This window comes from Agarivorans sp. 2_MG-2023 (genome assembly GCF_030548085.1).
In the GTDB taxonomy this organism is placed as follows: domain Bacteria; phylum Pseudomonadota; class Gammaproteobacteria; order Enterobacterales; family Celerinatantimonadaceae; genus Agarivorans.
Genome location: NZ_JAUORQ010000003.1, coordinates 73041 through 97830 on the forward strand (window position 1 = coordinate 73041; position 24790 = coordinate 97830).

Here is a 24790-nt window from a genome sequence, read left to right on the forward strand (position 1 = left end):
CGCTGGCGATAGTATTGGCCGTGTTAACTAAATTGCGCCACCTGCTGATGCAACTCTTGCGACAGATCTTGTAGATGAGTCGCGCTATTTGCCGTTTGCGCCGCGGTGGTGCGGCTATCGCTGGTTAAGTTACTAATTTGAGAAGCATTAGCGGCGATTTCTTGTGATACTTGCGATTGCTGCTCGGTAGTCGCGGCAATAGTTACCGACTGGCTGGCAATACTCGCCACTTGCTCAGTAATACCATTAAGCGCTTCGCCAGTTTGCGCGGCATGTTCGGTAAAAAACTCTCCGCGTTTTTGGCTTTCGCTCATCATCTTCACCGCGTTATTGGTGCTGTTTTGTAGTTTGCCAATAATGCCTTCGACTTCTTTCACCGACTCCTGAGTACGTTGCGCTAAGGTTCTCACCTCATCAGCAACCACCGCAAAACCACGGCCTTGTTCGCCAGCGCGGGCGGCTTCAATAGCGGCGTTTAAGGCCAACAAGTTGGTTTGGTCGGCAATATCGTTAATCATTCGAGTCACATCTTGAATATTGTTACTCTCTTGTCCCACTAGCTCAATGGCTTCAGCAGATGAATGCAGTTGTTGATTGAGCAAATCAATCTCATTCACCATGCGCTCAACCAATTGTGCGCCCTCCTGAGTATTGTTATCTGCCTCTCTCACACTCACCGCAATTTCCTCGACTTGCTGAGCTACAGAGGCCGCAGAAGACGACATTTCTTCAATCGCGGCAGCCACTTGGTCAACTTGTGCTTGCTGAGAGTCTAACTGGCCTAGGCTATGCTCAGCATCTTTATAAACACCGTTAGATTTACTCTGCAAATCACTGCTAGTTTCTCGAATACTGCTCACCAACACATTCAATTTGTTGGCCATCTCTTTTGCACCGGCACTAAGCTGCTCAACTTCATTGCTAGATTCTGCTCGGCCGCCTTGAAAGCTCACACTAATTTCGCCATTACCCATTCGCTGCATGTTTTCACTTAATAACTCTAAGGGTCTGGTCATGCTTCGCAGTAGCATAGCCAAACCAATAAGCACCACCACCGCGACCGAAATAGACACCGCTACAATCAACCATAATAAATCGCTGCTAGCTTTAGTAATTTCACTAACAAAAGTGCCCCCCAGTAGCTTCCAATTCCACCCGTCCACTTCTGCAAATACTAGGTATTTCTCTCCAACTACACCTTGATACTCATAGGGATAAAACACGCTGCCAGAAGGTTCTTTAAAAATTGCTTTAAAGGGCTGATTACCTGCGTAATCTCTGCGGTCAATAATCGACTCGCCAGGCTTAATCGAAGGGTGCAATAAATAGTTACCCAGTAGGTGACTAGCATCGTTGTCCACCACAATGGTATAGCCCGTATCGCCCCACTTAATCTTAGAAAGATTACTAAAAATCTCCTCAGTGGCTTGGTCAATCGGCACCCCAATAAAGCTTAGGGCTGCCACTTTTCCTTGATCGTTTTTAATGGGGTAGTAGTAAGTGAGGTAATCCTTACCAAATAGACTCACTTTGGCATGATAAGGTTGGCCGCCGAGTAGCACCTTATAACCGGGATGGTTAACGCCTAGTTTGGTCCCAACAGCTCGTTCGCCTTGGCTATCTTTCAACGAGGTAGACACTCGCACAAAATCATTGCCGGAGGCGCTAAACAGAGTGGCTACCGCATTGGTATCTCGCGTAAAACGGTCAACAAAACCGTTTGCGCCTATTAGTGACGCTCCGCGAATGTGAATGTCTTTAACGCTAGTAGATTCAAAGCTCACTTCACGGTTGGCAACGGTAACGCCGTTCATGTAACCATTGCGAAATGTTGCCTCAAGATCGTGAGCCCGCTCAAGGTAACCATCGAATTGCCCAGCGACCATTGAAGCGACAGCGTTAACTTTAGATTGATGATCAACCATTGCCTGTTCAAACAAAGCTTTAGACGCTTTGTTGTATACCAGCGCCGCCATAACGCTCAGCCCGAGCAGAATAATCAATCCAATAATCAACTGTAGTTGTATTGAAATGCTACGGCTCTTGAACCCATTAATCATATCTAACTCCCTTTGATGCTTATAAGCTGACAGTTTAGTCAACTAAATATCACTAGGGTTAATTTATTTAATTCAATTGATGATGTAAATGTCATATGAATGTGATGGGAGGCTTCTTTGTTTTACATCAATAAGTGCTTAAGGCAGGCATGAACCAAGGTCTATTACAATATTTAACTGGGAGGTAAAGCTCACAAAACAACCATTGATTTTTTTGTGAGCTTTCGAACTTTAAAGCGATTTTTAGGCTTAAATAGCGTAAGCACAGCCTATCTTTTTGCTTACGCTGCCGATTTACAGCAACAATTAATTAGCGGCGGCTTTAGAAATACCCGCTAGTGCTCCGCTAACTTTGCTTAACACCGCTTCACAACCTTGCATGCTGTGGCGCTTAGCCAAATATTGAGGATCGTTATAAGAGATCCACACTTTGCCTGCTTCATCTTGCCAAACTAAGGCTTTTTGCGGTAAATCTAAGGCCATTAACTGCTGACATTGCATTAACGGTGAGCCCACTTTGGGATTACCAAAAATCACTAATTCAGTATCTCTAAGCTCAATGTCTACCTTGGCTGCCCCGTCTGAATGTTTAATATGATTAAACACCGTCATGCCTTTTTTCTCGAGTATCTGCAGCATCCGTTCAGCGGTTTGGCTAACCGTGTGCTGGCTTGCAACATTAATCACGCCCTCGCTATTTGCGCTAACACCGCTTGCCACACTCGCCGCTGCAACACTAGCCACCAGTAACAGGCTTTTAAAAAGTCCTTTCATGAAACCTCCAAATATAATCAACATCACAAGCCAGCTATTTAGCTTGCTTAGCTCCTTAATCTTACTTAGCCAAGTCTAGTTCAGTTTTCACTTTTGCCAGCTAAGGCTAAATTAGGGCTGACAATCTCTCGTTAAACCACCCGGTATACGATAGCCTTCTTTGAAATTTCCGTCTGGGCTTTGCTGAGTCACTAACCAAGCCAAATCGTATTCGAATATCTGCCAAGTGCGCCCTTGCCACCTTATCTCTTGTAAGTCTTGCGGCTTAACAAGATCAGTTAGTTTTGCCAGGTCACTAGCCAATAGCGGTTTGAGTTGTTCTGCTTCAACACCTTGCAAGATGTTTTCAATACAGGAGCGCTGTTGCTCAGTGGCTTTAGCTGTAACTACACTAGCGGGCATTTGGGTAGAGGCGGCATCAAATAAAGCGCGTTCTCGAATAATCATCACTTGCTCAGGCACTTCCGCCGCCTGTCTTTTGGCTGTTTTGGTGCTGGGTTTGGCTTGCTGCTGGCGCGCCTTTTCTTCGCGTTTACGCGCTTCGGCCACCATAAACTCATGTTGTTTCCGTTTACTGTCGGATAAGGCCTCATCACTTTCGCTACGCGCTTCAAGCTGCGGAGCTTGTAGCAAACTCACATGGCTTTGATACTGTATTTCGCTAGGTGGCACACTCGTTTCACTAACCAGCCACCAGCCTAATACACCCACGCAGGCGAATGACGCAGCGCTAGCCCACCAAGGGGCACTCGCCCAAGAATAAGACTTAGCCTTTGGCTTTAGTGTTTCCGCCTGTTTTTTTGCCATCGCTTGAATACGTTTATCAAGCAGCTCCGAAGGCTGAATATTCTCTGTTGCCTGCTGATAGATGGCATCTATCTCATCGTCGCTAGGGGTTGAATCTGTTGTCGGCTTATCAACCATGATGTTTCTCCCAGCACTCGCGAAGTTGTTGGTAAGCGACTCGAAGTCGGCTTTTTATCGCATCAAACGAAGCATCTAATACTTGGCTCATCTCAGCTAAGGCCAAGCCAGATTGTTTAAGGCTAAATACCTCTTGCTGCTTTTGCGGTAACAACGAAACACAGCGTAAAATAATCTGTTTATCTACGCCTTGTTGGTGTTCTGTTTCAGGGCTAGAAGGAGATGCCAGCTCATCAAAGTTTTGCTCAGCATCGTCAGTTTTGCGATCTTTGGCCCGCCAGTAATCAGCAATACGTCGCCGAGCAATGGTGTATAAAAAGCCCCTAAAGTGCCGCGTAGGCACCTCACAGGCATTGTCTTGAACCGGTAGTTGGTAGCTTTCAGCTTGCGTGATAATGGCTTCCCACACCTCTTGAAACACTTCATTGCAGGCGGCTTCTGGCATTTTTTGCCGAATAAACGCAAACAAAGGCTGGCGATAACGTTGATAGAGTTGGTCAAACGCGGCTAAGTTACCGCGCTGTCCATAATCAAGCATCAACTGTTCATCACTCACAGGGCTCATAGTGTTAGTTATTTATCCTTGCCGGTAAAGTAACGGGTAATGGCTGCACAGCGTACTCATGCTCTGGCAACTGCACAGGCTGAGGAGTATTGTTCTGCTGAGCTAAGGTATTGGTTAACCTTGCTAACTTAACAAACTCTGCGCGATAACCAAATGCGTCTTGGCCTTTGCCGCTGTTTGCCCATTCAATAATATCCTGATAAGCCAAATCATCAAGGTGTTCGCTAGCTCGAAGTTTTTGACCAAACGCCGCTACCGCAATAGCAAAGCGGTCGTCGTTACTCACGCTATCAAACTCAACAAGCTCTTTATTGTATAAGCGTTGAGTGTATTTAGCCGACGCGTCAGACTGGGCTTTCTTGTAACGAACCCTCACTTCAGCTAAGGCTTCATTTTTGGGTTTTACCGCCATTTTGTTTTGCTTTTGTTGCTGAAATACCAGTGGGTCAATTAAACCCGGCTTACCTACTGGAGTAATTTCGTAAATTGCGGTTACGCTGTGGCCTGCCCCCATATCTCCGGCATCTTTCTGGTCGTTATTAAAATCAGCACGGTCTAGCTGGCGGTTCTCGTAACCCAACAAACGGTATTCAGACACCATGGTTGGATTAAATTCTACTTGAAACTTAACGTCGTGCGCCACGGTATACAAACTACTCCCTAGCTGATCAACCAGTAGTTTTTGCGCTTCGTGCAAGGTATCAATATAACCCGCTACCCCATTACCGTTATCCGCCAACTGCTCCATAAGATGGTCGTTGTAGTTGCCGGTGCCAAAACCAATGGTTGAGAACTGCACCCCTGCTTTGCGCTTTTGGCTAATCCTATGTTTAAGCTCGTCGATATCGGTAATGCCCACGTTTAAGTCACCGTCAGACATTAAATACACATGGTTGATTCCACCTTCAATAAAGCCTTGTTGCGCTTGGCTATAGGCTAATTCAATTCCCGCTGAACCGTTGGTTGAGCCACCGGCACTTAAACTATTAATGGCGTTTTCAATGGCATTTTTGTCACTCACTTTAGTCGCTGGCAAGGCCACACCAGTGCCACTGGCATAAGTCACAATGGCCACGCTGTCGTGAGCTTTAAGTTGATTAAGCATCAGTAACATTGATTGCTTAAGCAGTGGCAATTTTTCCTGAGACTGCATCGAACCCGATACGTCCACCAAAAACACCACATTAGCCTCTGGGCGAATGTCGGTATCGGGCTGGTAAGCACTAACACCAATGCGAATCAGATGGTTGTGTTCATTCCATGGCGAAGCGGTTAGCAAAGTATCAATGGCAATCGGTTGCTCTTCACTAAGCTGCTGATTTGCTGATTGAGAGTAATCGTAAGAGAAGTAATTAATCAGCTCTTCTACCCGCACCGCATCTTTTGGCGGTAGTCGCCCATTATTAATAAAGCGACGCATGTTAGCGTAACTGGCGCTGTCTACATCGGCACTAAAGGTAGATACCGGTTGCTCGGCCACCGAGATAACCGCCAAGTTATCAAATTTTTGGTAGTTCTCGCTGTTCTGCATTTCCATGTAAACTGCATCGTTCGCATAGTGCGAGGCAAGGGCCATGTGTGATTGCTGAGCCACTCGCATTCTTTTTTGGCTTTGCTCAAGCTTTGCAATCGGCTGCATAGGTTTAACTAGAGCCTGATGCTCTTGAATAGCGGGAGACGTTGCTGGCGGCTGCTGGTCATTACGGGCATGTTCTGCATCGCCAGTTTGGCCACAGGCAGCCAAGGCCGCCAGAGCAATGCCAATGGCAACAGAGCGAGCAAGGGGCGAATAGGTGAAAGATAAGTTTTGCATTGTATGAATACCTTGTTGTGACGAATTAGGGTTTAAGTCAATCTCAACGAAGTAATCGCAGCTAAAACAAAAGCGAGGCTAAATTAATTTAAAAAATTTTATTTAATTTTAAAGGCAGCAAAAATAGCGCCTTTGTAAAACAAAACAGCCCGCATAATGCGGGCTGATAGTAACGTTAGCTAAAGCGACTAAATGGTGGTTAACCAAGCATGTTGGTCTTCGGCTTTACCCCATTGGATGTCATTCAATGCTTGGCGCAGTTTTAAGGTGGTTTCACCCGCTTCGCCGTTGCCCACAGTATGCTCTTTACCCTTATGAATTAAGGTGCCTACTGGAGTAAGTACTGCAGCTGTTCCTGATAAAGCGGCTTCACAACCAGGCTTGGCTGCGCGCTCTAACAGCTCATCTACGGTGAGTTGGCGTTCGCTTACCTTCAGGCCTAAATCACGGGCCAGAGTAAGAATAGAGTTACGCGTTACGCCATGTAAAAAGCTGCTATCTAGCGCTTTAGTAATTAGTTCATCGCCATCAATTAAAATAAAGTTGGCTGCGCCCGTTTCTTGTACATCGCCATCAGGGCAGAACAATACTTGGTCGGCGTCTACTTCGTTACGTGCTTGGCTAATTGGCCCTAACGCGCTGGCGTAGTTACCGCCAGACTTCACCATGCCCATGTGCGGCGCACAACGCATACCGTTTTCTTCAAGCAACAAACGCAAAGGCTTAGCGCCTACTGCAAAGTAGTCGCCCACAGGAGAAAGCAATACATATAACAATGCGGAGTTAGTCGGAGCCGCCGCTTTACCAATGGCTGGCTCGGTGCCTATAAAGGTGGGGCGAATATACATAGAGCCCGGAGCAGCGGGTACTTCGCTGGCAAATTTAGCCACAATGTCTTTTACCATTTGCTCTAAAAGCTCAGGTTTAAAAGCAGGCAAACTCAATAACTCGGCAGATTGCGCCATACGTTTAATGTTGGCATCCATACGAAAAACATGCACGCTGCCATCTTCATGACGAAAGGCTTTAAGCCCTTCAAAACAAGTACTTGAGTAATGAAGTACGTGTGCGCCAGGGTGCAAGCTAATACTGTCAGACGAGACAATCTCACTATCGCCCCATTGCTGATCTTCGTATTTTGCCAATGCCATTTGTGGCATAAAAACCGTACCAAAAGCTGCCATGTTTTGTTCCTAATTATGCTTGGGCTTATACGCCCTTTTATATTTTTATTGAAATGGAGTAGAAAGCTGGTGGGATTAAATGAGTTCGCACTATTTACAACCGATATACCAGAACAACCACTGCCAATTTATCCATAAACTGGGTTCGCTGAATGGTAAAAGAGTATGTGGTGTTATGTCACTGCGATCAAGCTTAAGACTCGTCCAATCTGAAAATATTCTGCAATAAATGCAGTGGGAGTACTATTTTCACAGCCGGAAAGGCCAATTTTCAGCGTTGTGGCTGTTACTGTGTTTCAGCTCAAGCTTCTTAGCTAGAGACGTACTCAGTATTTATACGCGGCTATATACACCAACAAACTGAGCCAATGAAAATAGATGAAAGCGCTTAGTTTTTTACCCATTAAGTCTAACAATGTGAGCAAGCTTACTTTATGTGTTGGCGGTGTTTCTTCGGTTTAATCACTCACTACAGGGGCAACTTACCGCTGGAATATAGTTAAGTTTATTTTGTTTAAACAGCGAAAATACAAGCAACAATTCCTTATTTATATACTCGATCAGCGCCTCTTCATTTATGGTAGAAGAAACCTGCTCATTTTCATATAACCAACCACCGCAACCAAAACCCACCAATGGCAACTCTTTTGGTAAAATCTGTGGGTCATCAGCAATTTCTACCACTAGCGATTTACCTTTTAATTGAAAATACCACGAGTACCCATCAATTCGCCCACGGGCTTTTGATGTTGCATCCAAAAGTAAACTCCCAGACCAGTTTTCATCAGATAATTCAATCATTTATTGTTACCTTGGCAATGCCCCGACAGGGGATGAATTTGGCGAGTTCCCAAGTACGCTGGCCCAGTAGCCTTGTTAACTTCGGCTTTCGCAACGCCCTAATTTGAGGATTTTATTGTTAAATTGTTATATGCCCCTGCGTCGCTGAATATCCATAATGTATTCAGCGTCTAAAACTGCGGACACTGGAATATTATTTTTAAGTTGTTCGAGGAATTGATTATCAGATCCAAAAACAACACATTCTTGTCCCAAAGTATCTACATATACCCCACACCACTTCAATGAACTTGAAGTAAAATACATACCAGAAAAAGCCATTTGCCATTGAGATTTATCTGATTCATTGATACTAAAAGTTGTATAGAATTCTTCCCAGTTAGGCGGTGGATATTCAATATCTGAAAACATCGTCAAATAGAAAAACAATAGACTATCTTTGCTAGCATTTTCTAAATCTCGTAATATATCTATTCCAATATCAGCAAGCTCACCACCAAAGAAGAAATCAGGATCTATTAATATATAACTCCAATCATTTAGAAATGTACTCTCGAACATTTCGGAGTTTAAATTGACAACGTTTGTTTCTATAAACTCGCGGTTCATTGGGAATACCTAAGCATCAACGCCTATATCACAGAAAATTGAATGTTGGACTGCTTTGCGGTCTTTGACATTAGCAAAAAATGGGCCAATATTTAATTGTGCCAGTGCATATTTTTTTTAGGTTATCTTACCATCCCATAAATCTTCTAGTTTTCCATCACTGACTTCGCTCTGCGATATTGTAAACATGCAACCTATTATTTTAAATGTATTTGGTATAAACCAAACTAAATATGAGCCGTATGGATTAACTTTCACTCTAGCTGTTTGAAGATATTCAGGGTCTTCCAGTATTAAATTTCCACAAACTCAGAAATACTATTGCTGATCCGCTGTGCATGTAGGCCCTTCCTCTCACTTATAAATTTAAGCCTTATTTCGTATGTTTTATACAGTTGTTCTTTTCTAGCTTTGGCTACGCCACTTCCAATTCTTATAACCGCCCCATTATCCAACTCTTTTATCACAGAGTTAGATTCACACAAGCATGAATTCCTAATTTTTGATAATAGTGATTCTGACTCTGACATTCGTAAACCTAACAACTTATTAAGAGGGAAATTGCCTTGTTTAAACAAGGAAATTTCCCTCTTATCATACATTTGATAAACCCCAGATTATCACCTTTCCTAAACTACATTAGCCACCTAGCTCGAAAAATAACAAAAACATCAGCACAAAAGAATGCCAGACCTTGTGGACAAGAAATGTGAAAACAAACAGAGTTGAAAAAGGGCTTATTTTTGTTCCATCAAAAGTCTAGCGCGGGAGAATACTCCACATCAGAACTCTGCACTAAGGTGGCAATATCTAAGCGCAAGCATTGCTCTATATTTACCTGCACATAACGCTGTGCGCCTGCATAGTTAAACTCCTCTGTTTCGCCCCACAGTATTTCCGCATGACCTTTTATCCAAAATCCACAGCCAGTTTCAAAATCCGGGATATACAACCCCACTCGAGAATCGGCAACTATATTGCCCAAGGTATTGAAGAAGTTGTTACCAGAGAAATCTGGAAAGATAAGCCTTTGCTTGGAGCTATTTGTTGGCTTGAGCATGGCTACAAACCCTGGCTTTCCGCCTCGGTGAGATACATCAACACCTCCGCTTTCTGCTTGCCCTTTTGTTGCTGCGTGCGAGGCGATAAAAAAGGTATCGCACTGCTCTAGATGTTGCTTCAATACTACGTCGTTTGATGCTAGTTTTTTGAAATCAGTGACTTTGGGCGCTTGTTGCCCTGCAAAAGCATCAAGCTGTAATTCACGTTTTTGAATATACTTGGGGCAATTGCCAAAGCTTTGCTCTATTTCAAAACGCAGCATCTGGTCGCTAGCATAGCTAATCAGCCCGTTCGCTCGGTTACGCCTGCGGGTATTGAGTTCTAAACCCAGTAAAGCCAAGCTGTCGCCAGTACTCAGGCTTGTTAGCCCCGAATACTCGATTAATGCTCTGGCTTCTATAGACAAGGTTTGGGCATTGGGCGAGCTAATAAACCCTTGCTCACCCAATATAGGCGACGCCCAGGGGTGTCCCTCGTTGTCGAGTAAACCTGCATACAACAAAGCTTGCTGCGAAAAAAACTCGCGATGCTGATCGGGCATAAAGTCACGAATAAACTTCTCGCCAATCGGCCCAATATGTTCTTTTACGCCAACCCTTGCTTGTACCGCTAATTCGCCTTGATGAAAAACACCCATGTTGCCGCCCTTTTGGTTTCACATTAACTTAATCCAACGCCTACAAGCCCAGCTCACTTAAGCTTGGGTGGTCGTTCGGTCTCGACCCTTGTGGCCAATGAAACAAGCGCTCGTCTTCGTTAATGGCTAAATCGTTAATGCTGGCAAAACGCAACTCCATTAAGCCATTTTTATCAAACTGCCAGTTCTCGTTGCCATAGGCGCGATACCACTGCCCTGCTTCATCTCGCCACTCATAAGCAAAACGCACCGCAATGCGATTGTCGGTGTAGGCCCACAACTCTTTAATTAAGCGGTACTCATGCTCTCTTTCCCACTTAGCCGCCAGAAAGGCTTGAATTTGCTCTCGCCCATTTACAAACTGGTCGCGATTGCGCCATTGGCTGTTTTTGGTATAAGCCAGCGACACTTTCTCTGGGTTACGCCCATTCCAACCGTCTTCGGCCATACGTACTTTTTGCGCAGCAGTAATCGGGTTAAACGGCGGTAATGGCAAACGTTGCTCGATAGTCATATAAGTCCTTAGGTGTTTGAGAATGTCTTTTAAACAGCAGGCTGTAATGGCGTTTTTTGCATGCCTTCAAAACCATCTAAGGCTTCTACATTACTTAACCAAGCCAAGATGTTGGGGTAGGCATCTAGCGCTACTTTGCCTTCCGGCGCATGGGCAATGTAGGAATAACACGCTATATCGGCAATGGTAGGTTTATTCGCCGCCATCCATTGCTTACCGTTAAGTAGCTGATTAACAATCTCTAATGTTTGATGGCTTGCTGCTATTACTGCGGCTTGGTCAAACTGGGCGCCAAATACTGTAATCAATCGAGCACGAGCAGGGCCTTCCGCCAAGGTACGAGCCGCCAAGGCTAACCACTGTTGAATCTCTGCCTGTTCGTTCACGGTTTGCGGATTCCACTCTGGGGCATAGCGATTTGCTAAGTGAGTAATGATGGCAATGGAATCGCGGATCACTAGGCCATCATCATCTAATACTGGTACTTGAGTAAAAGGATTAATCGCTCGGTAATCATCTTGCTTGTGCTCGCCCTGCGCCAAATTCACGGTAACTTTTTCATAGGGCAGTTTGAGTAAAGCCAGCATTAAACGCGCACGGTGAGCATGGCCAGAGAGTTCAAAATCATAGAGCTTTAACATGGTGGTGTCCTTAATCGTATGTTGATGTCCGTTATCAGCTTGTCTACTCAGTTTGCTTGGCTGCCCACTAAAGTATACAAGTCTGTCTACTTGCTTTCCAAGTTAGGAGACAGACTTGTCTATGTCAACAAAAATATTTCATCTACTCAGATTTGAAAAAAGATAATTGCCGCCAAGCCAATGTTTTAATGGGTTAAATTAAAATATGAATATTTTGCGAAGCAGAGGTTTGCGCAATAGGTAGACAGAGCGGTATACTTAAGCGATAAGGTTTAGGAATGATTATGGCTAGCAGTAAACGCGATGTACTGATCGACACCGCACAGAGTTTGTTTTACCAGCATGGTTTTAAAGCGACGGGCATTGATACCATTTTGGCTGAATCGGGTGTGGCCAAAAAGACCCTTTATAACCACTTCGCCTCTAAAGAAGCATTGATTGTGGCTTGCTTGAACCGTCGCGATCAGCAACTGCTTACGCTACTGGAAAACAACATTGAACGTTTAGCTCCCACTCAGCAATGTGAGCCAGAGTTAGCCAACATTATGGCTTTTTTCGATGCGCTGTCTCATTGGATAAACTCTGATACATTTTTTGGCTGTATGTTTATTAACGCTTCGGCGGAGTATCATGACTTCGATCATCCTGTGCATCTAGCGTGTACTGAGCACAAAGTTTTAGTGATTAAGTTAATTGAACAACAGCTGACTGAATTAGCTTTGGCAGATAGACTAGCCACTGCAAAACAACTGGCAATACTGGCAGATGGCGCGATAGTAGGCGCTCACACCACTAACGATTTTGATTCAGCCAAGCAGGCTAAAGTAGTGGCAGAAGTATTGTTAGATTCTCACGTCCAAGCAGCTTAGTGCTTGCTTTACCAGGATCAATAATCAATATCCGCCTAATTGTTATATTACCTTTTTAAAAACATTAACTTTGGTGAGTTATGCCAACTTCACAATCAGGTCAGTACCCCCTTCCTCGAAGTGACGATGAATTTGAAGACTTAGTTACTGCTGCTTATAACAATTCACAAGCGGCAATTATTCCCAAGTTTCAACGTTATGGGCGTAATGGGCAAAAGCAAGATGGTGTAGATATTATTTGCACAGAGACTAAAACAGCAATTCAGTGCAAATTGCTAAGCAATATAATTACGAAGCAGGTTATAGATAATGAGCTAAGCAAGTTTAAGCAAGGTTGCTTTTGGCCCGAAGATGACCAGCAAAAGTATCGTCATTATGTGTTTGCGGTAAGCAATGATAGAGACACGCATATACAACAGTATATTGAATATCTATCTAGCCCAACCTTACAAATTAGCATTGTTTTTTGGCAAGAAATTCTAAATAAGCTTACTCAGAATCAACAGCTACTTAAACAGTTTTATCCATCATTTGTTGGCTCAGAACAAACCGCTCATTCCCAGCTATCGGAAAATGATGAACGTTGTATAAGCCAACTAATTGATGCTTTAAGTGGTAACCGAAATCACACAGAACAGGCAAGCTTATTCATTACCGAAAATGCCCACATAACTAAGCAGTTTTGCGGTGAATTTATAGACAAAATCTCTCACATTGTTAGCGCTCCACTGTTCTTCCAAGATTCAAGTTTAGAAAACTTAAAACGCACCTTATTCCAACAGCTTTCTTCATTTTTACGTATATTTGGCCACTACTACTCACACAACAAGCAATCTAGCTATTCTCGTATTCCGCCGATTAACCCTCAAAATTTTGCGTTGATAACTCAGGCCACTGAAGATCTATTAGATTCGGTCGAACCCGCTAGGCTAACGTTCAATGCTCTGTTGATTAGCACTGCATGGCAAGGCTCTGCTAGTAGCCAAGATATCTGTCGATATTATGGCTTAGACCACACAAGGGCTCTATGTTGAAAAGCAGTTTTAAGGCACCGCCAATGGGCTCACCTTGTACAAATTTCCGCTGTCGGCACTAAAATAGAGATTCCCGTGGCTATCGCTAAGCAGTGCGCGAACTCGCTCATTGAGTTCCTCAAGCAATCGCTCTTCACCCGCTGGCATGCCGTTTTCGTCCATGATAATTCGGTTAAGGTGTTGTAGCTTTAAGGCCCCACTGAACAAATCACCCTGCCAAGCAGGAAAAGCATTACCTGAATAGTGAATAAGTGAACCCGGCGCAATAGAGGGAACATACACTTTTAACGGTGAATTTATTCCTTCTTGTTCCTCTGCATCCCCCACTTTAAGCGGGCTCCAATATTCTTTCCCGTGGGAGGTAATTGGCCAACCATAATTAGCCCCCGCTTGTATCAAATTAAGCTCATCGCCACCACGCGGACCATGCTCTATGGCCCACAAACGCTGCCCTATTTGATCAAATGCTAGACCTTGAGGATTGCGATGGCCAAAGCTGTAAATAGCATCGTCTACTTGGCTATTAGCAACAAAGGGGTTATCACTGGGAATACTGCCGTCTAACTTAAGCCGAACAATGGTAGCGGCATGATTAAGGGTGTTTTGACCGTTATCTCTAACGCCACGGTCACCAATCGAGAAGTAAACATGTTGCTGGGTATCAAAGGCGATTCGGCTGCCATAGTGGCGATTGGTTGAGCTGGCTGAGTCACTAATGAATAGGTCTTGCCAAGCGCTTAAGCGAACTTGCCCTGAATCATCTTGTTGTATTGTTGCTTTAGCTAAGGTGGTCACACCACTGCCATTTTGCGGTTTGCTGTAGGTAAAATAGAAATAGCCGTCTGGGCCTTTTGCCACATCCAGTAAACCACCTTGCCCTTGCGCCCAAATAGCCGGTAAACCATCAATATTTTGCCAAGCTTGTTGGCCAAGCTTGGCTTTGTTTAGATCAACACTGAGCAACTCTCCACGGCGTAGGGTAACAATTAAAGTGGTCGAGTTTAGCCAATCCATGCCCCAAGGCACGCCGGGAAGCTGAGTCAGCTTGTCTACCTGCAAACTATAATCTTGGCTGCTATGTAGTGTTTGCTCAGCACTTGTTTGATGAGAGTAAACACTTACCAGCGCCAACAATATCAGCACTACACCGTTTAGGTGACGAGTAATTAGCTTATTCATGGTTTGTCTCCTGGCGCTTAATCTGCACACAAAAACAACTATATGCAAGATTGCTCACTTTAAACAGAAGATTGTTCATAAGGTGAATATTTGCAGGATTTATAAATAAAAAGGCCGACGCTAGGTCGGCTTTCATACACAAGGCTAATCATTAAATCGGTTTACAAAAACACACTTGGTATTTCATTTGGGTAGCGCTCTTGGGCTGGCTGGTTGTAATCAATATCCGTTACGCCCAACAAGTTAAGCACTTGATAAAGGGTTTTAGCCACGTGACCAAAGGCAATACCAGCATGGTGCGGGTAGCGTTTCTCTACTAATACATGGCGGTAAAAGCGCTGCATTTCTGGAATACCAAAGGCGGCAATAGCACCAAATGATTGCGGGTCGATATCAAGAATATCACCTTGAGCAACGTAGGCGCGCAGCTTGGTATCGGCGGTAGATTGCAAACGGAACAAGGTCACTTCGCCTGGTTTAATCTGCCCTTCTAAGGTACCGCGTGTAATGTCTGGTTCTTTACCCGGCTCCATTAAGCTATGCATAATTTTTTGGAAGCGTAGCTGCGAGTTCTTCATGCAGCTTGGCGCGGTGTTGCCACAATGAAAGCCCATGAATAAATCTTTAGCGGTGTAGTTAGCCATTACTTGTTGGTTAGCGTCTACCATGTCTTGCGGCACAGTATTGTTAATGTCTAACAAGGTTGCAGGGTGATTGGTTGCACAGGTAATCATGTACTCAGACAGCGCGCCATAGATGTCGACTTCACAAGCAACTGGGATCCCGCGCTGGGCTAAACGCGCATTAACGTAACACGGCACAAAACCAAAGAACTTCTCAAACGATGGCCAGCATTTGTTAGCAAATACACCAAAGGTAGAAGCGCCCATGTTAGCCGCGTGAAAATCTAATAAAGCTGCTTCATATTGTGCCAATTTTGGTAATAAATCTGGATATGGGTTGTTATCACCCAGTTCAGCTTCCATCTCAGCAACAATCTTTGGAATATCAGCATGGTCTTCCGCCGCTTGGTAAATATCTAACAGGTCGAGCTCACTGTTTTCCATGATCTCTACACCAAGGTCAAACAGTGCTTTAATCGGTGCGTTACAGGCAACAAAGTCTTGTGGGCGTGGACCAAAAGAGAAAATCTTCAAGCCTTGCAAACCAAGAATGGTGCGAGCTACCGGCACAAAATCACCAATCATGCTGGCAACTTCCGTTGGCGTGCCTACTGGGTACTCTGGAATATGCACAGCTAAGTTGCGTAAACCCGCACTGTAAGAGGCGTTAAGCACCCCACAATAAGCATCGCCACGCGCATCTTTAAGGCCTGCGGTCGCTTCTTCCGCTGCTGCCACAAACATCGTTGGCCCTGCAAAACGCTGCGCCATAATGCTTAATGGGCCTTCTGGTCCAAAGTTACCTAAGTAAATAGCCAAAGAGTTAATGCCAGCTTGCTCAGCTTCGGCTAGCGCCTTCACTACATCATTTTCATTTTCGATAATGGTTTGTAACTCGACCACTTCAATGTCTTTTTCCATACAGGCTGCAGCCACCGCTTTGCGGCGCTGCTCTGACAATGAAAGAGGGAAACAGTCACGGCTTACCGCAACAATACCTAATTTTACTTGTGGGATATTTATCATCACTCGCTCCACGGGTGCTTGGGTCTTTTGACCTTGGTTTTTTAATACCTTTAGTGTGCGTTAGCACAGAGCAGTAAATGAATTGATGCGGATCAACAAAGGCCTCGCTTGTGAAATAACGAAATACCCATATTAAAAAGCGTTAGTAAGAAAAGTGGTTTACGACATACCCGCAACAAATTTGTTAACGCCAATTGCAGCAAATAATCACCTGAAAAGGTCTGACATACCCAAACCCGATAAGTGCCACACTCAGACAGTTCTATACTAATATTGGATTAACTGACGCTCATGATGGAAAAATAGAAATGCTATTTATTGCCAACTCTGCAAGGGCACAAAGCATGGGTTTTAAGCTTGTATCCCGTCCCCCACTTGATGACATGGGTAAGCCTTTTCCCATCTTACGCCTGAGTCTATAAAGCAAATTAGCACTCTCTAAAACAAAAAAGCCCCGAAGCAAATATCCTTCGGGGCTTTTAGATTTAGCGCTTCGCTTACTAGACGAGCAAAAATGTGTAAGGCCTTAGCTCACTACATCGTCAGCACAATCTTACCTAGGAATTTCTTCTCTAAGAAAGTGCTTTGCGCCTGTACTATTTCTTTCAAGGGGTAAGTATGTGCAACCAAAGGAGCAATGTCTTCGTTCTCAATATGCGCCACCAAATTAGCAAATACCTCTGGTTCAATTACCGTACAACCAAAAAAGCTTAAGTCTTTAAGGTATAAGGTACGCACATCAAGCTCGACCATCGCACCGCCAATAGCGCCAGATACGGCATAACGGCCTTTAGGCCTTAATACATCAAGCAATTGCGGGAACAAACCACCAGCCACCAAATCAATCACTACATCAACGCTGTTCGCGGCCATTACATCTTTGAGCCTTTCACTCCGTAACACCACTTCGTCAACCCCAAGCTCTTCAATCATCTGTTGTTTGTCTTGGCTCGTTAGGGCAAGTACATAAGCACCACGCGCTTTAGCCAGCTGAATGGCCGCTGAACCTACTCCACCAGACGCGCCAGTAATCAGCACTTTGTCACCTTGTTTTACCTTCGCGCGGGTAAGCAGGTTTTCTGCTGTAGAGTATGAACATGGGAACGACGCTAGTTCGGCATTGCTATATTTGCTGTTAATTTTGTAGGCATGACAAGCGGCTACTTTGGTGTATTCGGCAAAGCCGCCGTCACACTCCGAGCCAAAGTACCAGGCTTGCTCTGGGTGAGTACCGTTTACTTCGGTTAAGCAAGGTTCTATTAGCACCCGTTCGCCTACTCTGCTTGCATCTACCTGCTCGCCTACCGCCGCAATGTAGCCACATACGTCAGCACCTTGGATCCGTGGAAATTGCAGGGCTTGGCTAGACCAACTGGCATCTTCAGCATTGTCACTTTTAGAGTACCAGCCAATACGGGTATTAATATCGGTATTGTTTACTCCGGCTGCAGCGACTTTAATCAGCACATCTCTTGGGCCAATTGCCGGTAATGCCACGTCGCAACGGTAGCTTAATTTGTCGGTATCGCCGTGTCCGGTCATTTGCACCGCACACATGGTGTTAGGGAGCGTTGTCATGGTTATTCGCCTAATAGTAATTGCAAAGTAAGTTGAGCGGATTGAATACAGTCATCGCCAATCGTTGGCCACGCAGAGCTGACACCTTCATGCAGCAAAAACACCTGTAAGCCTAGTTGTTCACTAGCGCAGAAGCGCACAAAGAGGGCCAATAAGGCCTGTTTATGTTGCTTAACAGCAGCGTTTATTTGGGGATTTTCAGGGTAAGCGGCTAGCGCACTCATCGACATACAGCCAGTAGGTGCTTCGTGTACCATCCAAAGCTCTAGCTGTTCAAATGCAGCAAACACCGCCTGCTTCGTGGGCTCGGCCGCTAGCAACTCAAGATAGCGCTCGTGACGATGTTCCAAGGCAGCAATGACCATCGATTCTTTAGAGGGAAAATAACGGTATAGGGTTCGCAAGCTCACCCCAGAGGCTTTTTGCAAAGTAGCCACGCTAGGCTCGGTAAAACCGAGTTCACTAAAAGCATTTTCTAAATTGGCAGCAATTTGTTGTTCAATCATCACATTCATCAAGGTAGAGCGTTTATTCTACTCACATTGTAGAATGAACATTCTACTTTGGTCAACTGCCAAGTGTTGAGCGTTTAATCAAAGCAGCGAATCACATATCCGTCAGGGTCGATTAAGGTCTCAACGGGGACTTGCTTGGCATCAAGCTGGAAGCGCTGTTGCCCTATGCTTGAATGACTTAAGCCCCGATATATATCTAAGCCTAAAAAGCCTGTTTGTGGGCCTACTTGATATGCAAAGTTTGAGTTAAGCTCGGTACCATCAAACTGCTGTAACTCCAGTACCGTAGCGGGATATTGCCAAAGCGCTTCGGCAATATTGGGACTCTGCTTGAGTTGTTGATAAGCCTCGTCATCTTTAAACACTAAGAAGTATAACGTCATTGCTCGCGCATCAGAACGATAGCGATACACTAACTCCATGCCTAAAGATTGATAAAAAGCGAGGCTGTGATTAGCGTCTTTTACTCGCAAGGTAGAGAGGTTAAATGTCGCGCCTTTTGCCACTGGCTGAATTGTTGTAGCGGCTAACAGTTCCTCAGACAATGGCGGCGAATGTTCGAACAAACGCTGCTGCACCAGTTCAATACTATAACCATTGGGATCGTTAAAGTGACAAAGGTAGGCTAAGCCAGCAATGTTAAAGCAATCACCAGCCGCCACACCTCGTTTAACTAAACCCGCATGTGTCGCTTCTAAGGAAGGCACCGCAATCGAAAACTTCCAATAGCCTTCTTCAGCATTAGGTTGTGCCGCCACGCTAAAATCAGCATCAGGCATATTCACTAGCTCTAGGCTGGCTTGCTGTGGTTCAGCAAAACTCAAAAAGTAATGCTGAGACTGCTCAGTTTCAGTTTGATGTACCAGTGTCATGCCTAAGACGTTTTGATAAAAATCCAAGGATGCTTGCGGGTCTTTAATCAATAAACGGTGATTGCTGATTAACATTCTTATGCTCGCTTAACGTTCGCCTTGTACTTCAAATTCGTCACTAATCATTCGCGCCACTCCATCAGCTTCTACCACCCAATGTTCGCGGTGAACAACGCCAAAGGCTTTATTCATGGTCCAACTTGAGCTTAAAGTGTAGCCATTATCACCGTAAGCTTCCCATTTAACATCGCTATACTCCACTTGAGCAAAGCCTTGCTCAATCAGATTTTGCCAAAAGGCTTGAATCGCTTCGCGACCTTCAAATACACCAAAAGGGCGCGCTGTCATTACGCTATTTTCATTGTATTGCGCAGCACAACCCGCAGCGTCTTGTTGGTTAAATGCAGTTTGCCATGCGGTAATACCTAATTGACACGCTTTTAGAATGTGATTGTCTGACATGATAATTCCTTGCTCTCTATGTGAAATACACGAACAAGATTAGCCCTACAACTCACTCAGAAAAACAGCTATATTCACAAACACTGTTTAATTTAAGTGAACAATAAAATGAACCGTTTGCGGCAGATGTCGGTATTTGCGCACATTGTAGAAGCTGGGTCGATTACCGCTGCTGCAGAGAGCTTAGATTTATCTAAGTCGGTGATTAGCCAACACCTAAAGGCACTTGAACTAGACCTTGGCGTTAGCTTGCTAAAACGCACAACTCGCCGCCAAACTTTAACCGCAGCTGGCCAAGCTTTTTATCAAAACTGTAAACAGCTTAATCACGTGGCCGAAAGCGCTTGGTTAGATGCCCAGCAAAGCCTTGAAGAACCTAGCGGAAAAATAACCATTACCGCACCTAATGCACTCATGGAAAGCTTAGTAACACCGGCAATTGCAGCGCTATTAAAGGCGCATCCTTTACTAGAGCCAGAGTTAGTGGCAAGTGATCTGCATTTGGATCTATTTGCTAAAGATATCGACCTGGCCATTCGAGTAGGGCCGTCCAAAGAAAGTAGCCTAAAACAACGGCGCATAGGCCAGTTTAGAGATGTGCTGTGCGCGCATCACCGCTATATGAATGGGCGAACCATTCAGAATGCCAGCTATATTGCCAATGCTTGGCAAGGCAAACATATTTCTCACCAATTCAGCGCTAAACACGCTAAACCTTTTGAGTTCAAAGCAACAGCGCGCTGCATAAGTAACTCTTTTCATAGCTGCTTATCGCTAATTAAAGACGGTGCAGGTATTGGCTTAGTGCCCGATTTTCATGAGGCGATGGCAAGCAAGCAGTTGGTAGAAGTATTCCCCGAGTACCAACTTAACAGTAACTCTGTATATGCCCTACACCCCTACAGTAATCAACTGCCACTGAGCGTAAAAGTATGCTTAAACAGTATTGAACAACAGCTGTCTAAAACAACGCAAGCATCCCCAGATTAAGTGCTGGTTTCACTCGCAGATGCCCTTGGATGACGATGTGTTTTTTTCGGCATAAAGAAATCGCAAGCGGTTCGCGTGGCTAAGGTAGGTTGTTCCCATGCGCCACACAGATCTTTTTGGTTGTCGGGGGTTCGGGTAAATTGGCGACATTGCCCACACTTGCTCATTGCTCTATTCCTTGAGGTGACAAAAGTCTCAAAAGACTACTAGAACAATCAGATTAAGCATTTGATATAAATCAGAATAATCAACAATACGTGCTAGCTAGTAACGGTGATATAAGTAAGGAATAGCAGCATTAAGATACTAATTCTTGCTGACTATGTTTTTAAGGGCTTTAGCGATAAGTGAATCGGTAATTTCAGTTATAAGCAGCCTAGCACCTAGCAAGGCTACAACAATAGACACAAGCAATAACCACGTTGAATAGCCAAACAAAAGATATGTTCCACCGCATAATACGGCGATAAACCCAATACGCACCAAGTAGCGAATTACCATAAAAATCGGAAACGAAAAGCGAGCGTTAATGCTCTCTACAGCTTGCTCCAGCAAAGTAAATTGCTGCTCGCGCGCTAAGTCTGAAATGTCGTCGAAATAATCAATGTACTGTTTAATATCCATATTTACTCAGCGGGTAGCGCATACAATTCAAAAGATTTGCCTACGCTACACCAGTAGCCTGCAGGATGCGAGTTAGCCCACTAAAAAATAACGCACAATGCCGTAGACATAAACAATAGAGAAGATGATGTTAATGTATTTAAGCTGACGTTCACTATGCAACCACGCGCAATAAATCCAAATCAAACAAAATGGTAAACTGACAAAAATAGTGAGTGGATACCAATCTTGCACAGCGGCCACGGTACTTACAATACCTAAAGCAAGCGCCAACCATTTCAATTCTTGTTCATATTTGGCAAGACTTTTCCCTGTCATTTACTGCTGTTCCTTTTTAAATTAAAACGTTAATTCTGTGTTTGTTGGGTGTTTAAAGCGCTTACTGTCCAAGCGCTTTGACCTAAGCGCTTGTGGTTTATGAGTTTAAACAGACCAAATTCGGCGCTGGCTCAGCCCTTTGTTGGAGATCGCGGAGATTAAAATACAACATCGGCAATACCACTGCGCTAAGCACTAAATTAGACAAAGGCACCGAAATCCAAATGCCTGCTACGCCCATCAATTGTGGTAATAGCCATAGAAATGGGAGCTGTACTAGCATGTTTCCCGCCGATACAAATAGCGCTTTTTTCGCCTCACCCACTGCCATAAAGTAAACAGCGCTGATAAACAAAAAACCATCTAAAAATATGCCCGCTAAGTGCAAACGCACTCCGGCTTTACTGGCTTGCATTAAGGCTTCATCGCCACTAGAAAAGACCGCAATAAACCATTCAGGAAAGAGATTAAGAAGCACCACAATGGCAATACCAGAGCCCACAGTCACCGAAAACGCTAAGGTAACAGTTTGAGCAATCTTATTGATTTGTTTAGCGCCTAAGTAATAACTTACTGGCGGCTGCAAACCACTGGCGACGCCTTCGGCAAAGAAGTAATACACACTGCCTAGGTAACCCACTATGGCAAAAGCCGCTACATGGGTAGCCGAGGCATAGCTCATAAACAATTTATTGTGCAAGGCCATCACAAAACCAAAATACACAAACATCATTAAGCTAGAAGACCCCAGCTGTAACATGCGTGATGCACTAGCCCATTCAAAACGGCTGCCTTTTAATGGCGTATTAGCCTGAGCCGAAAAAAAGTAATGCACGCAACATAAGCTAGTGACCGACTGGGCGATTAAGGTTGCGATAGCTGCGCCGCGTAAGCCCATAGAAAAATGCGCGAGAAACAAGTAATCCAACGCAATGTTTAGTAAGGCGCCCAGCACAATAAACAAGGTGGCCAAATTGGGTTTGTCGTCATTTCGAACCAGCAATGGCAAAGCACTGGCTGCGATAGACACTAACGCCCCGGCCGACATAATGCCCAAATATTGCTGCGCCATGTTTTGCGCTTCACCCTCTGCGCCTTGCAGAGCAATTAAGCGAGAGTCACCAAACTGCAGCACTATGCTTATCAGCAACCCCAATAGCACCACCAGCAGCAAGGCTGAGGCTAAACTATTCTGGCAGGCTCGGTAGTTGTTCTCTCCTCGATGCATTGACAACATACTACCGCCGCCCATGCCAATCATTAGGCCCACACCAGTAACTAGCGCCATAACGGGAATAGACATATTAATGCCTGCAAGCCCTTGCGCGCCCACATAATGCCCTACAAAAATACCGTCGATAACTTGATACAAGCCACTCACTAACATCGCCACTACAGACGGAATAGCAAAGCGCCAAAAGTTGGCACTTACCGATTGCTCGTTAGGGATAGAAATAGACTGTTGCATGCCACTCACTCAAGGTTAAGACCGAGCATTATAGTTGATTTAAAGATACATAAGAGTTAGTTTCTATCCGAATATCGGATAGATAAGTAAAGTGAGTTAGTATGAATTGGAGCATTGATCAGCTACAAGCCTTTGTAAGTGCAGCACAATTAGGTTCATTTTCGGCGGCTGCTCGCAAACTAGGTAAAGCACAGTCACGAATTAGCAGCGCTATTGCTAATTTAGAAGCCGATTTAGGTTTCGAGCTTTACGATCGCAGCGCCAAGCTGCCGGTTCTTACCGCGCTTGGTCAACAAATGCTGCCTGAGGCTCAACAGGTATTAGAACAATGTCATCGGTTACAGTCGCGCGCTTTAACCGCCGCCAATAAAGAGCCAATCGCCTTAAAAATTGCCATTGATGAAGCGATTCCTATTGAAGCTATTCATTCGATGTTTATGCGTTTAGGCGAGCAGTTTCCTTACCTACAGCTAACGGTAACCAACGGTACCCAAGACGACATCTCGGCGGCGATAGAAAATAGACAGCTAGATATTGGCTTAATGCTGAGTCAAAAAGCCTTGCCAGACAACGTGATGTTTGGCTCGTTAGGTTATTTTGAATTAGCGCTAATTGTGGGTAAACAGCACCCTTTAGTCGAACTAGAGTCACTGCGTTATCAGGACCTACAACAGTATCGGCAGTTAGTGCAGTGTAACCGTGCTGGTCTGGGTAGTTCTGTTCCTATTAGCCCCAGCCATTGGTATATCGACAGCTACTATTTAATTAGTGAGTTGGTGGCCAAAAACCAAGGCTGGGCCTTTGTACCCAAGCATATTGCACAAAATGATTGGATAAAAGATGCCATTCAAGTGGTGCATTGTGATTCATTATTAGCAAATATGAAGTTTGAAATTGGCATAGTAAAACGCTGCGATAGCCCAGACAGTAAACTCACTACTTGGTTGGTGAACGAATTACTTAAACTGCTCGACGATGGCGCTAATTAGTCGCTACTTCTCATCTTACTTAAGAGCGCGAGTCCTCGTACGCATCGTTACGAATGAGGTCTGCATCTAAGTCTTCCCAATTAGCTTTAGAGCTAACAAAGTTGTGTGATATTGGTCGCTCAACTATCGCCGAATCAAGCATGCCTAAGCGTATTCTTAAGCGACTAGGATCCGCTTGGTTAGAACTATAAATAGGTGATGCGCATACTTTGCAAAAATGCCTCACCTTCCCCGGAGAGGTTTGATAGTGACCAAAATCTTCAACCCCTTTTAACACTTTGAATCCTTTGGTCGCCACAAAACCATTGGTAGCAAATGCAGTGCCACTGTTTTTCCTACATAAAGAACAATGGCAATGAATAATTGAATTGATACCTCCCGATATTTCAACTTGAATAGCCCCACACAAACAACTTCCTTGATACATAGTTTTTCCCTTTTGTTTACATCAACTTAATGTCACAGACATTAACAGTGGCTTAGCTCACATTTACACGATACAGCGTAAACTTACATAGATTTATAGTATAAAAAAACTAAAATCCTCACCCTAACATCAAATTGGCCAACCGAAAGATAAATCGTTAAACCAATTTACCACTATATACCCAAACGTAGCAGCGGCTAAGTGCTCTCTATTTAGCTTGATTAGTGTTGCT

At 44.5% G+C, this 24790-nt stretch carries 26 protein-coding genes; 4 read left to right on the forward strand and 22 right to left on the reverse strand.

The features are described from left to right. Nucleotides 1-23: 23 nt before the first annotated feature. The 11 genes from Q4549_RS05370 to Q4549_RS05420 form a co-directional block, all read right to left on the reverse strand. Nucleotides 24-2060, reverse strand: a complete 2037-nt coding sequence (locus tag Q4549_RS05370; RefSeq protein WP_303549891.1) for a methyl-accepting chemotaxis protein — start codon at nucleotides 2058-2060, stop codon at nucleotides 24-26. 306 nt (nucleotides 2061-2366) lie between these two features. Beyond that, the gene (locus tag Q4549_RS05375; protein ID WP_303549893.1) at nucleotides 2367-2834 is read right to left on the reverse strand and encodes a DUF302 domain-containing protein; all 468 of its coding nucleotides are present in this window, start codon (nucleotides 2832-2834) and stop codon (nucleotides 2367-2369) included. Between the two features lie 111 nt (nucleotides 2835-2945). Further along, a complete protein-coding gene (locus tag Q4549_RS05380; protein ID WP_303549896.1) occupies nucleotides 2946-3758 on the reverse strand; it encodes a hypothetical protein in 813 nt (270 codons plus the stop codon). Next, nucleotides 3751-4323: a sigma-70 family RNA polymerase sigma factor gene (locus Q4549_RS05385; RefSeq protein ID WP_303549899.1), complete on the reverse strand. Its 573-nt coding sequence runs from the start codon at nucleotides 4321-4323 to the stop codon at nucleotides 3751-3753. Before Q4549_RS05385 ends, Q4549_RS05380 begins: the two co-directional genes overlap by 8 nt. Before the next feature lie 4 nt (nucleotides 4324-4327). Then, nucleotides 4328-6136 carry a VWA domain-containing protein gene (locus Q4549_RS05390; protein WP_303549901.1) on the reverse strand — a complete coding sequence of 603 codons (1809 nt, stop codon included), beginning with the start codon at nucleotides 6134-6136 and terminating at the stop codon, nucleotides 4328-4330. 188 nt (nucleotides 6137-6324) lie between these two features. Next, nucleotides 6325-7320: a branched-chain amino acid aminotransferase gene (locus tag Q4549_RS05395; protein ID WP_303549904.1), complete on the reverse strand. Its 996-nt coding sequence runs from the start codon at nucleotides 7318-7320 to the stop codon at nucleotides 6325-6327. 462 nt (nucleotides 7321-7782) lie between these two features. Then, nucleotides 7783-8121 (reverse strand): hypothetical protein, encoded by a 339-nt coding sequence (locus Q4549_RS05400; protein WP_303549907.1) that lies wholly within the window; start codon nucleotides 8119-8121, stop codon nucleotides 7783-7785. A gap of 126 nt (nucleotides 8122-8247) precedes the next feature. Next, nucleotides 8248-8730, reverse strand: coding sequence for a hypothetical protein (locus tag Q4549_RS05405; RefSeq protein ID WP_137671669.1), 483 nt, complete (start codon nucleotides 8728-8730; stop codon nucleotides 8248-8250). A 751-nt stretch (nucleotides 8731-9481) separates the two neighbouring features. Then, nucleotides 9482-10429, reverse strand: coding sequence for a pyridoxamine 5'-phosphate oxidase family protein (locus Q4549_RS05410; RefSeq protein WP_303549913.1), 948 nt, complete (start codon nucleotides 10427-10429; stop codon nucleotides 9482-9484). Nucleotides 10430-10469: 40 nt separating this feature from the next. Beyond that, nucleotides 10470-10937, reverse strand: coding sequence for a nuclear transport factor 2 family protein (locus Q4549_RS05415; protein WP_303550575.1), 468 nt, complete (start codon nucleotides 10935-10937; stop codon nucleotides 10470-10472). Nucleotides 10938-10972: 35 nt separating this feature from the next. Next, nucleotides 10973-11584, reverse strand: a complete 612-nt coding sequence (locus Q4549_RS05420) for a glutathione S-transferase family protein (protein ID WP_303549914.1) — start codon at nucleotides 11582-11584, stop codon at nucleotides 10973-10975. A 284-nt stretch (nucleotides 11585-11868) separates the two neighbouring features. Between Q4549_RS05420 and Q4549_RS05425 the strand changes: the two genes are divergently transcribed. Together Q4549_RS05425 and Q4549_RS05430 are read left to right on the forward strand one after the other, a co-directional pair. After that, on the forward strand, nucleotides 11869-12453 hold the full coding sequence (locus Q4549_RS05425) for a TetR/AcrR family transcriptional regulator (protein WP_303549916.1): 585 nt from the start codon (nucleotides 11869-11871) through the stop codon (nucleotides 12451-12453). Nucleotides 12454-12533: 80 nt separating this feature from the next. After that, nucleotides 12534-13487, forward strand: coding sequence for a hypothetical protein (locus tag Q4549_RS05430; protein WP_303549918.1), 954 nt, complete (start codon nucleotides 12534-12536; stop codon nucleotides 13485-13487). A gap of 9 nt (nucleotides 13488-13496) precedes the next feature. Here the strand turns inward: Q4549_RS05430 and Q4549_RS05435 are convergent, their stop codons facing one another. The 6 genes from Q4549_RS05435 to Q4549_RS05460 form a co-directional block, all read right to left on the reverse strand. Beyond that, nucleotides 13497-14666, reverse strand: a complete 1170-nt coding sequence (locus Q4549_RS05435; protein WP_303549920.1) for a PQQ-dependent sugar dehydrogenase — start codon at nucleotides 14664-14666, stop codon at nucleotides 13497-13499. Between the two features lie 161 nt (nucleotides 14667-14827). After that, entirely contained in the window at nucleotides 14828-16315 is a 1488-nt protein-coding gene (locus Q4549_RS05440; RefSeq protein ID WP_303549922.1) for an L-fucose/L-arabinose isomerase family protein, read from the reverse strand. 534 nt (nucleotides 16316-16849) lie between these two features. Then, nucleotides 16850-17893 (reverse strand): alcohol dehydrogenase family protein, encoded by a 1044-nt coding sequence (locus Q4549_RS05445; protein WP_303549924.1) that lies wholly within the window; start codon nucleotides 17891-17893, stop codon nucleotides 16850-16852. Nucleotides 17894-17895: 2 nt separating this feature from the next. Continuing rightward, nucleotides 17896-18399 carry a TetR/AcrR family transcriptional regulator gene (locus Q4549_RS05450; protein WP_303549927.1) on the reverse strand — a complete coding sequence of 168 codons (504 nt, stop codon included), beginning with the start codon at nucleotides 18397-18399 and terminating at the stop codon, nucleotides 17896-17898. 83 nt (nucleotides 18400-18482) lie between these two features. Continuing rightward, nucleotides 18483-19355 carry a VOC family protein gene (locus tag Q4549_RS05455; protein ID WP_303549929.1) on the reverse strand — a complete coding sequence of 291 codons (873 nt, stop codon included), beginning with the start codon at nucleotides 19353-19355 and terminating at the stop codon, nucleotides 18483-18485. Nucleotides 19356-19367: 12 nt separating this feature from the next. Then, complete coding sequence (locus Q4549_RS05460) at nucleotides 19368-19742, reverse strand: nuclear transport factor 2 family protein (RefSeq protein ID WP_303549930.1); 375 nt, start codon at nucleotides 19740-19742, stop codon at nucleotides 19368-19370. Between the two features lie 108 nt (nucleotides 19743-19850). Between Q4549_RS05460 and Q4549_RS05465 the strand changes: the two genes are divergently transcribed. Beyond that, on the forward strand, nucleotides 19851-20732 hold the full coding sequence (locus tag Q4549_RS05465) for a LysR family transcriptional regulator (RefSeq protein ID WP_303549932.1): 882 nt from the start codon (nucleotides 19851-19853) through the stop codon (nucleotides 20730-20732). On the opposite strand, the gene Q4549_RS05470 is transcribed toward Q4549_RS05465, so the two are convergent. The 4 genes from Q4549_RS05470 to Q4549_RS05485 all read right to left on the reverse strand — a co-directional run bounded on the left by Q4549_RS05470 (nucleotide 20729) and on the right by Q4549_RS05485 (nucleotide 23142). After that, a complete protein-coding gene (locus Q4549_RS05470; protein WP_303549933.1) occupies nucleotides 20729-20899 on the reverse strand; it encodes a hypothetical protein in 171 nt (56 codons plus the stop codon). The genes Q4549_RS05465 and Q4549_RS05470 overlap by 4 nt on opposite strands. 139 nt (nucleotides 20900-21038) lie before the next feature. Beyond that, nucleotides 21039-21356, reverse strand: coding sequence for a hypothetical protein (locus Q4549_RS05475; protein WP_303549935.1), 318 nt, complete (start codon nucleotides 21354-21356; stop codon nucleotides 21039-21041). Nucleotides 21357-21428: 72 nt separating this feature from the next. Continuing rightward, nucleotides 21429-21674: a peptidase gene (locus Q4549_RS05480; RefSeq protein WP_137671691.1), complete on the reverse strand. Its 246-nt coding sequence runs from the start codon at nucleotides 21672-21674 to the stop codon at nucleotides 21429-21431. A gap of 97 nt (nucleotides 21675-21771) precedes the next feature. Next, nucleotides 21772-23142 (reverse strand): MATE family efflux transporter, encoded by a 1371-nt coding sequence (locus Q4549_RS05485; RefSeq protein ID WP_303549937.1) that lies wholly within the window; start codon nucleotides 23140-23142, stop codon nucleotides 21772-21774. Between the two features lie 101 nt (nucleotides 23143-23243). Here Q4549_RS05485 and Q4549_RS05490 point away from each other — a divergent pair, with 101 nt between their 5' ends. After that, entirely contained in the window at nucleotides 23244-24131 is an 888-nt protein-coding gene (locus Q4549_RS05490; protein ID WP_303511045.1) for a LysR family transcriptional regulator, read from the forward strand. A gap of 19 nt (nucleotides 24132-24150) precedes the next feature. Here Q4549_RS05490 and Q4549_RS05495 read toward each other — a convergent pair whose 3' ends face one another. After that, nucleotides 24151-24558 (reverse strand): GFA family protein, encoded by a 408-nt coding sequence (locus Q4549_RS05495; RefSeq protein ID WP_303549939.1) that lies wholly within the window; start codon nucleotides 24556-24558, stop codon nucleotides 24151-24153. Nucleotides 24559-24790: the final 232 nt, after the last annotated feature.

Bases quoted from the DNA above. Each gene is read 5' to 3' on its own strand.
- Q4549_RS05370 (WP_303549891.1), bottom strand. From the start codon at position 2,060: ATGATTAATGGGTTCAAGAGCCGTAGCATTTCAATACAACTACAGTTG.
- Q4549_RS05375 (WP_303549893.1), bottom strand. From the start codon at position 2,834: ATGAAAGGACTTTTTAAAAGCCTGTTACTGGTGGCTAGTGTTGCAGCG.
- Q4549_RS05380 (WP_303549896.1), bottom strand. From the start codon at position 3,758: ATGGTTGATAAGCCGACAACAGATTCAACCCCTAGCGACGATGAGATA.
- Q4549_RS05385 (WP_303549899.1), bottom strand. From the start codon at position 4,323: ATGAGCCCTGTGAGTGATGAACAGTTGATGCTTGATTATGGACAGCGC.
- Q4549_RS05390 (WP_303549901.1), bottom strand. From the start codon at position 6,136: ATGCAAAACTTATCTTTCACCTATTCGCCCCTTGCTCGCTCTGTTGCC.
- Q4549_RS05395 (WP_303549904.1), bottom strand. From the start codon at position 7,320: ATGGCAGCTTTTGGTACGGTTTTTATGCCACAAATGGCATTGGCAAAA.
- Q4549_RS05400 (WP_303549907.1), bottom strand. From the start codon at position 8,121: ATGATTGAATTATCTGATGAAAACTGGTCTGGGAGTTTACTTTTGGAT.
- Q4549_RS05405 (WP_137671669.1), bottom strand. From the start codon at position 8,730: ATGAACCGCGAGTTTATAGAAACAAACGTTGTCAATTTAAACTCCGAA.
- Q4549_RS05410 (WP_303549913.1), bottom strand. From the start codon at position 10,429: ATGGGTGTTTTTCATCAAGGCGAATTAGCGGTACAAGCAAGGGTTGGC.
- Q4549_RS05420 (WP_303549914.1), bottom strand. From the start codon at position 11,584: ATGTTAAAGCTCTATGATTTTGAACTCTCTGGCCATGCTCACCGTGCG.
- Q4549_RS05425 (WP_303549916.1), top strand. From the start codon at position 11,869: ATGGCTAGCAGTAAACGCGATGTACTGATCGACACCGCACAGAGTTTG.
- Q4549_RS05430 (WP_303549918.1), top strand. From the start codon at position 12,534: ATGCCAACTTCACAATCAGGTCAGTACCCCCTTCCTCGAAGTGACGAT.
- Q4549_RS05435 (WP_303549920.1), bottom strand. From the start codon at position 14,666: ATGAATAAGCTAATTACTCGTCACCTAAACGGTGTAGTGCTGATATTG.
- Q4549_RS05440 (WP_303549922.1), bottom strand. From the start codon at position 16,315: ATGATAAATATCCCACAAGTAAAATTAGGTATTGTTGCGGTAAGCCGT.
- Q4549_RS05445 (WP_303549924.1), bottom strand. From the start codon at position 17,893: ATGACAACGCTCCCTAACACCATGTGTGCGGTGCAAATGACCGGACAC.
- Q4549_RS05450 (WP_303549927.1), bottom strand. From the start codon at position 18,399: ATGATTGAACAACAAATTGCTGCCAATTTAGAAAATGCTTTTAGTGAA.
- Q4549_RS05455 (WP_303549929.1), bottom strand. From the start codon at position 19,355: ATGTTAATCAGCAATCACCGTTTATTGATTAAAGACCCGCAAGCATCC.
- Q4549_RS05460 (WP_303549930.1), bottom strand. From the start codon at position 19,742: ATGTCAGACAATCACATTCTAAAAGCGTGTCAATTAGGTATTACCGCA.
- Q4549_RS05465 (WP_303549932.1), top strand. From the start codon at position 19,851: ATGAACCGTTTGCGGCAGATGTCGGTATTTGCGCACATTGTAGAAGCT.
- Q4549_RS05470 (WP_303549933.1), bottom strand. From the start codon at position 20,899: ATGAGCAAGTGTGGGCAATGTCGCCAATTTACCCGAACCCCCGACAAC.
- Q4549_RS05475 (WP_303549935.1), bottom strand. From the start codon at position 21,356: ATGGATATTAAACAGTACATTGATTATTTCGACGACATTTCAGACTTA.
- Q4549_RS05480 (WP_137671691.1), bottom strand. From the start codon at position 21,674: ATGACAGGGAAAAGTCTTGCCAAATATGAACAAGAATTGAAATGGTTG.
- Q4549_RS05485 (WP_303549937.1), bottom strand. From the start codon at position 23,142: ATGCAACAGTCTATTTCTATCCCTAACGAGCAATCGGTAAGTGCCAAC.
- Q4549_RS05490 (WP_303511045.1), top strand. From the start codon at position 23,244: ATGAATTGGAGCATTGATCAGCTACAAGCCTTTGTAAGTGCAGCACAA.
- Q4549_RS05495 (WP_303549939.1), bottom strand. From the start codon at position 24,558: ATGTATCAAGGAAGTTGTTTGTGTGGGGCTATTCAAGTTGAAATATCG.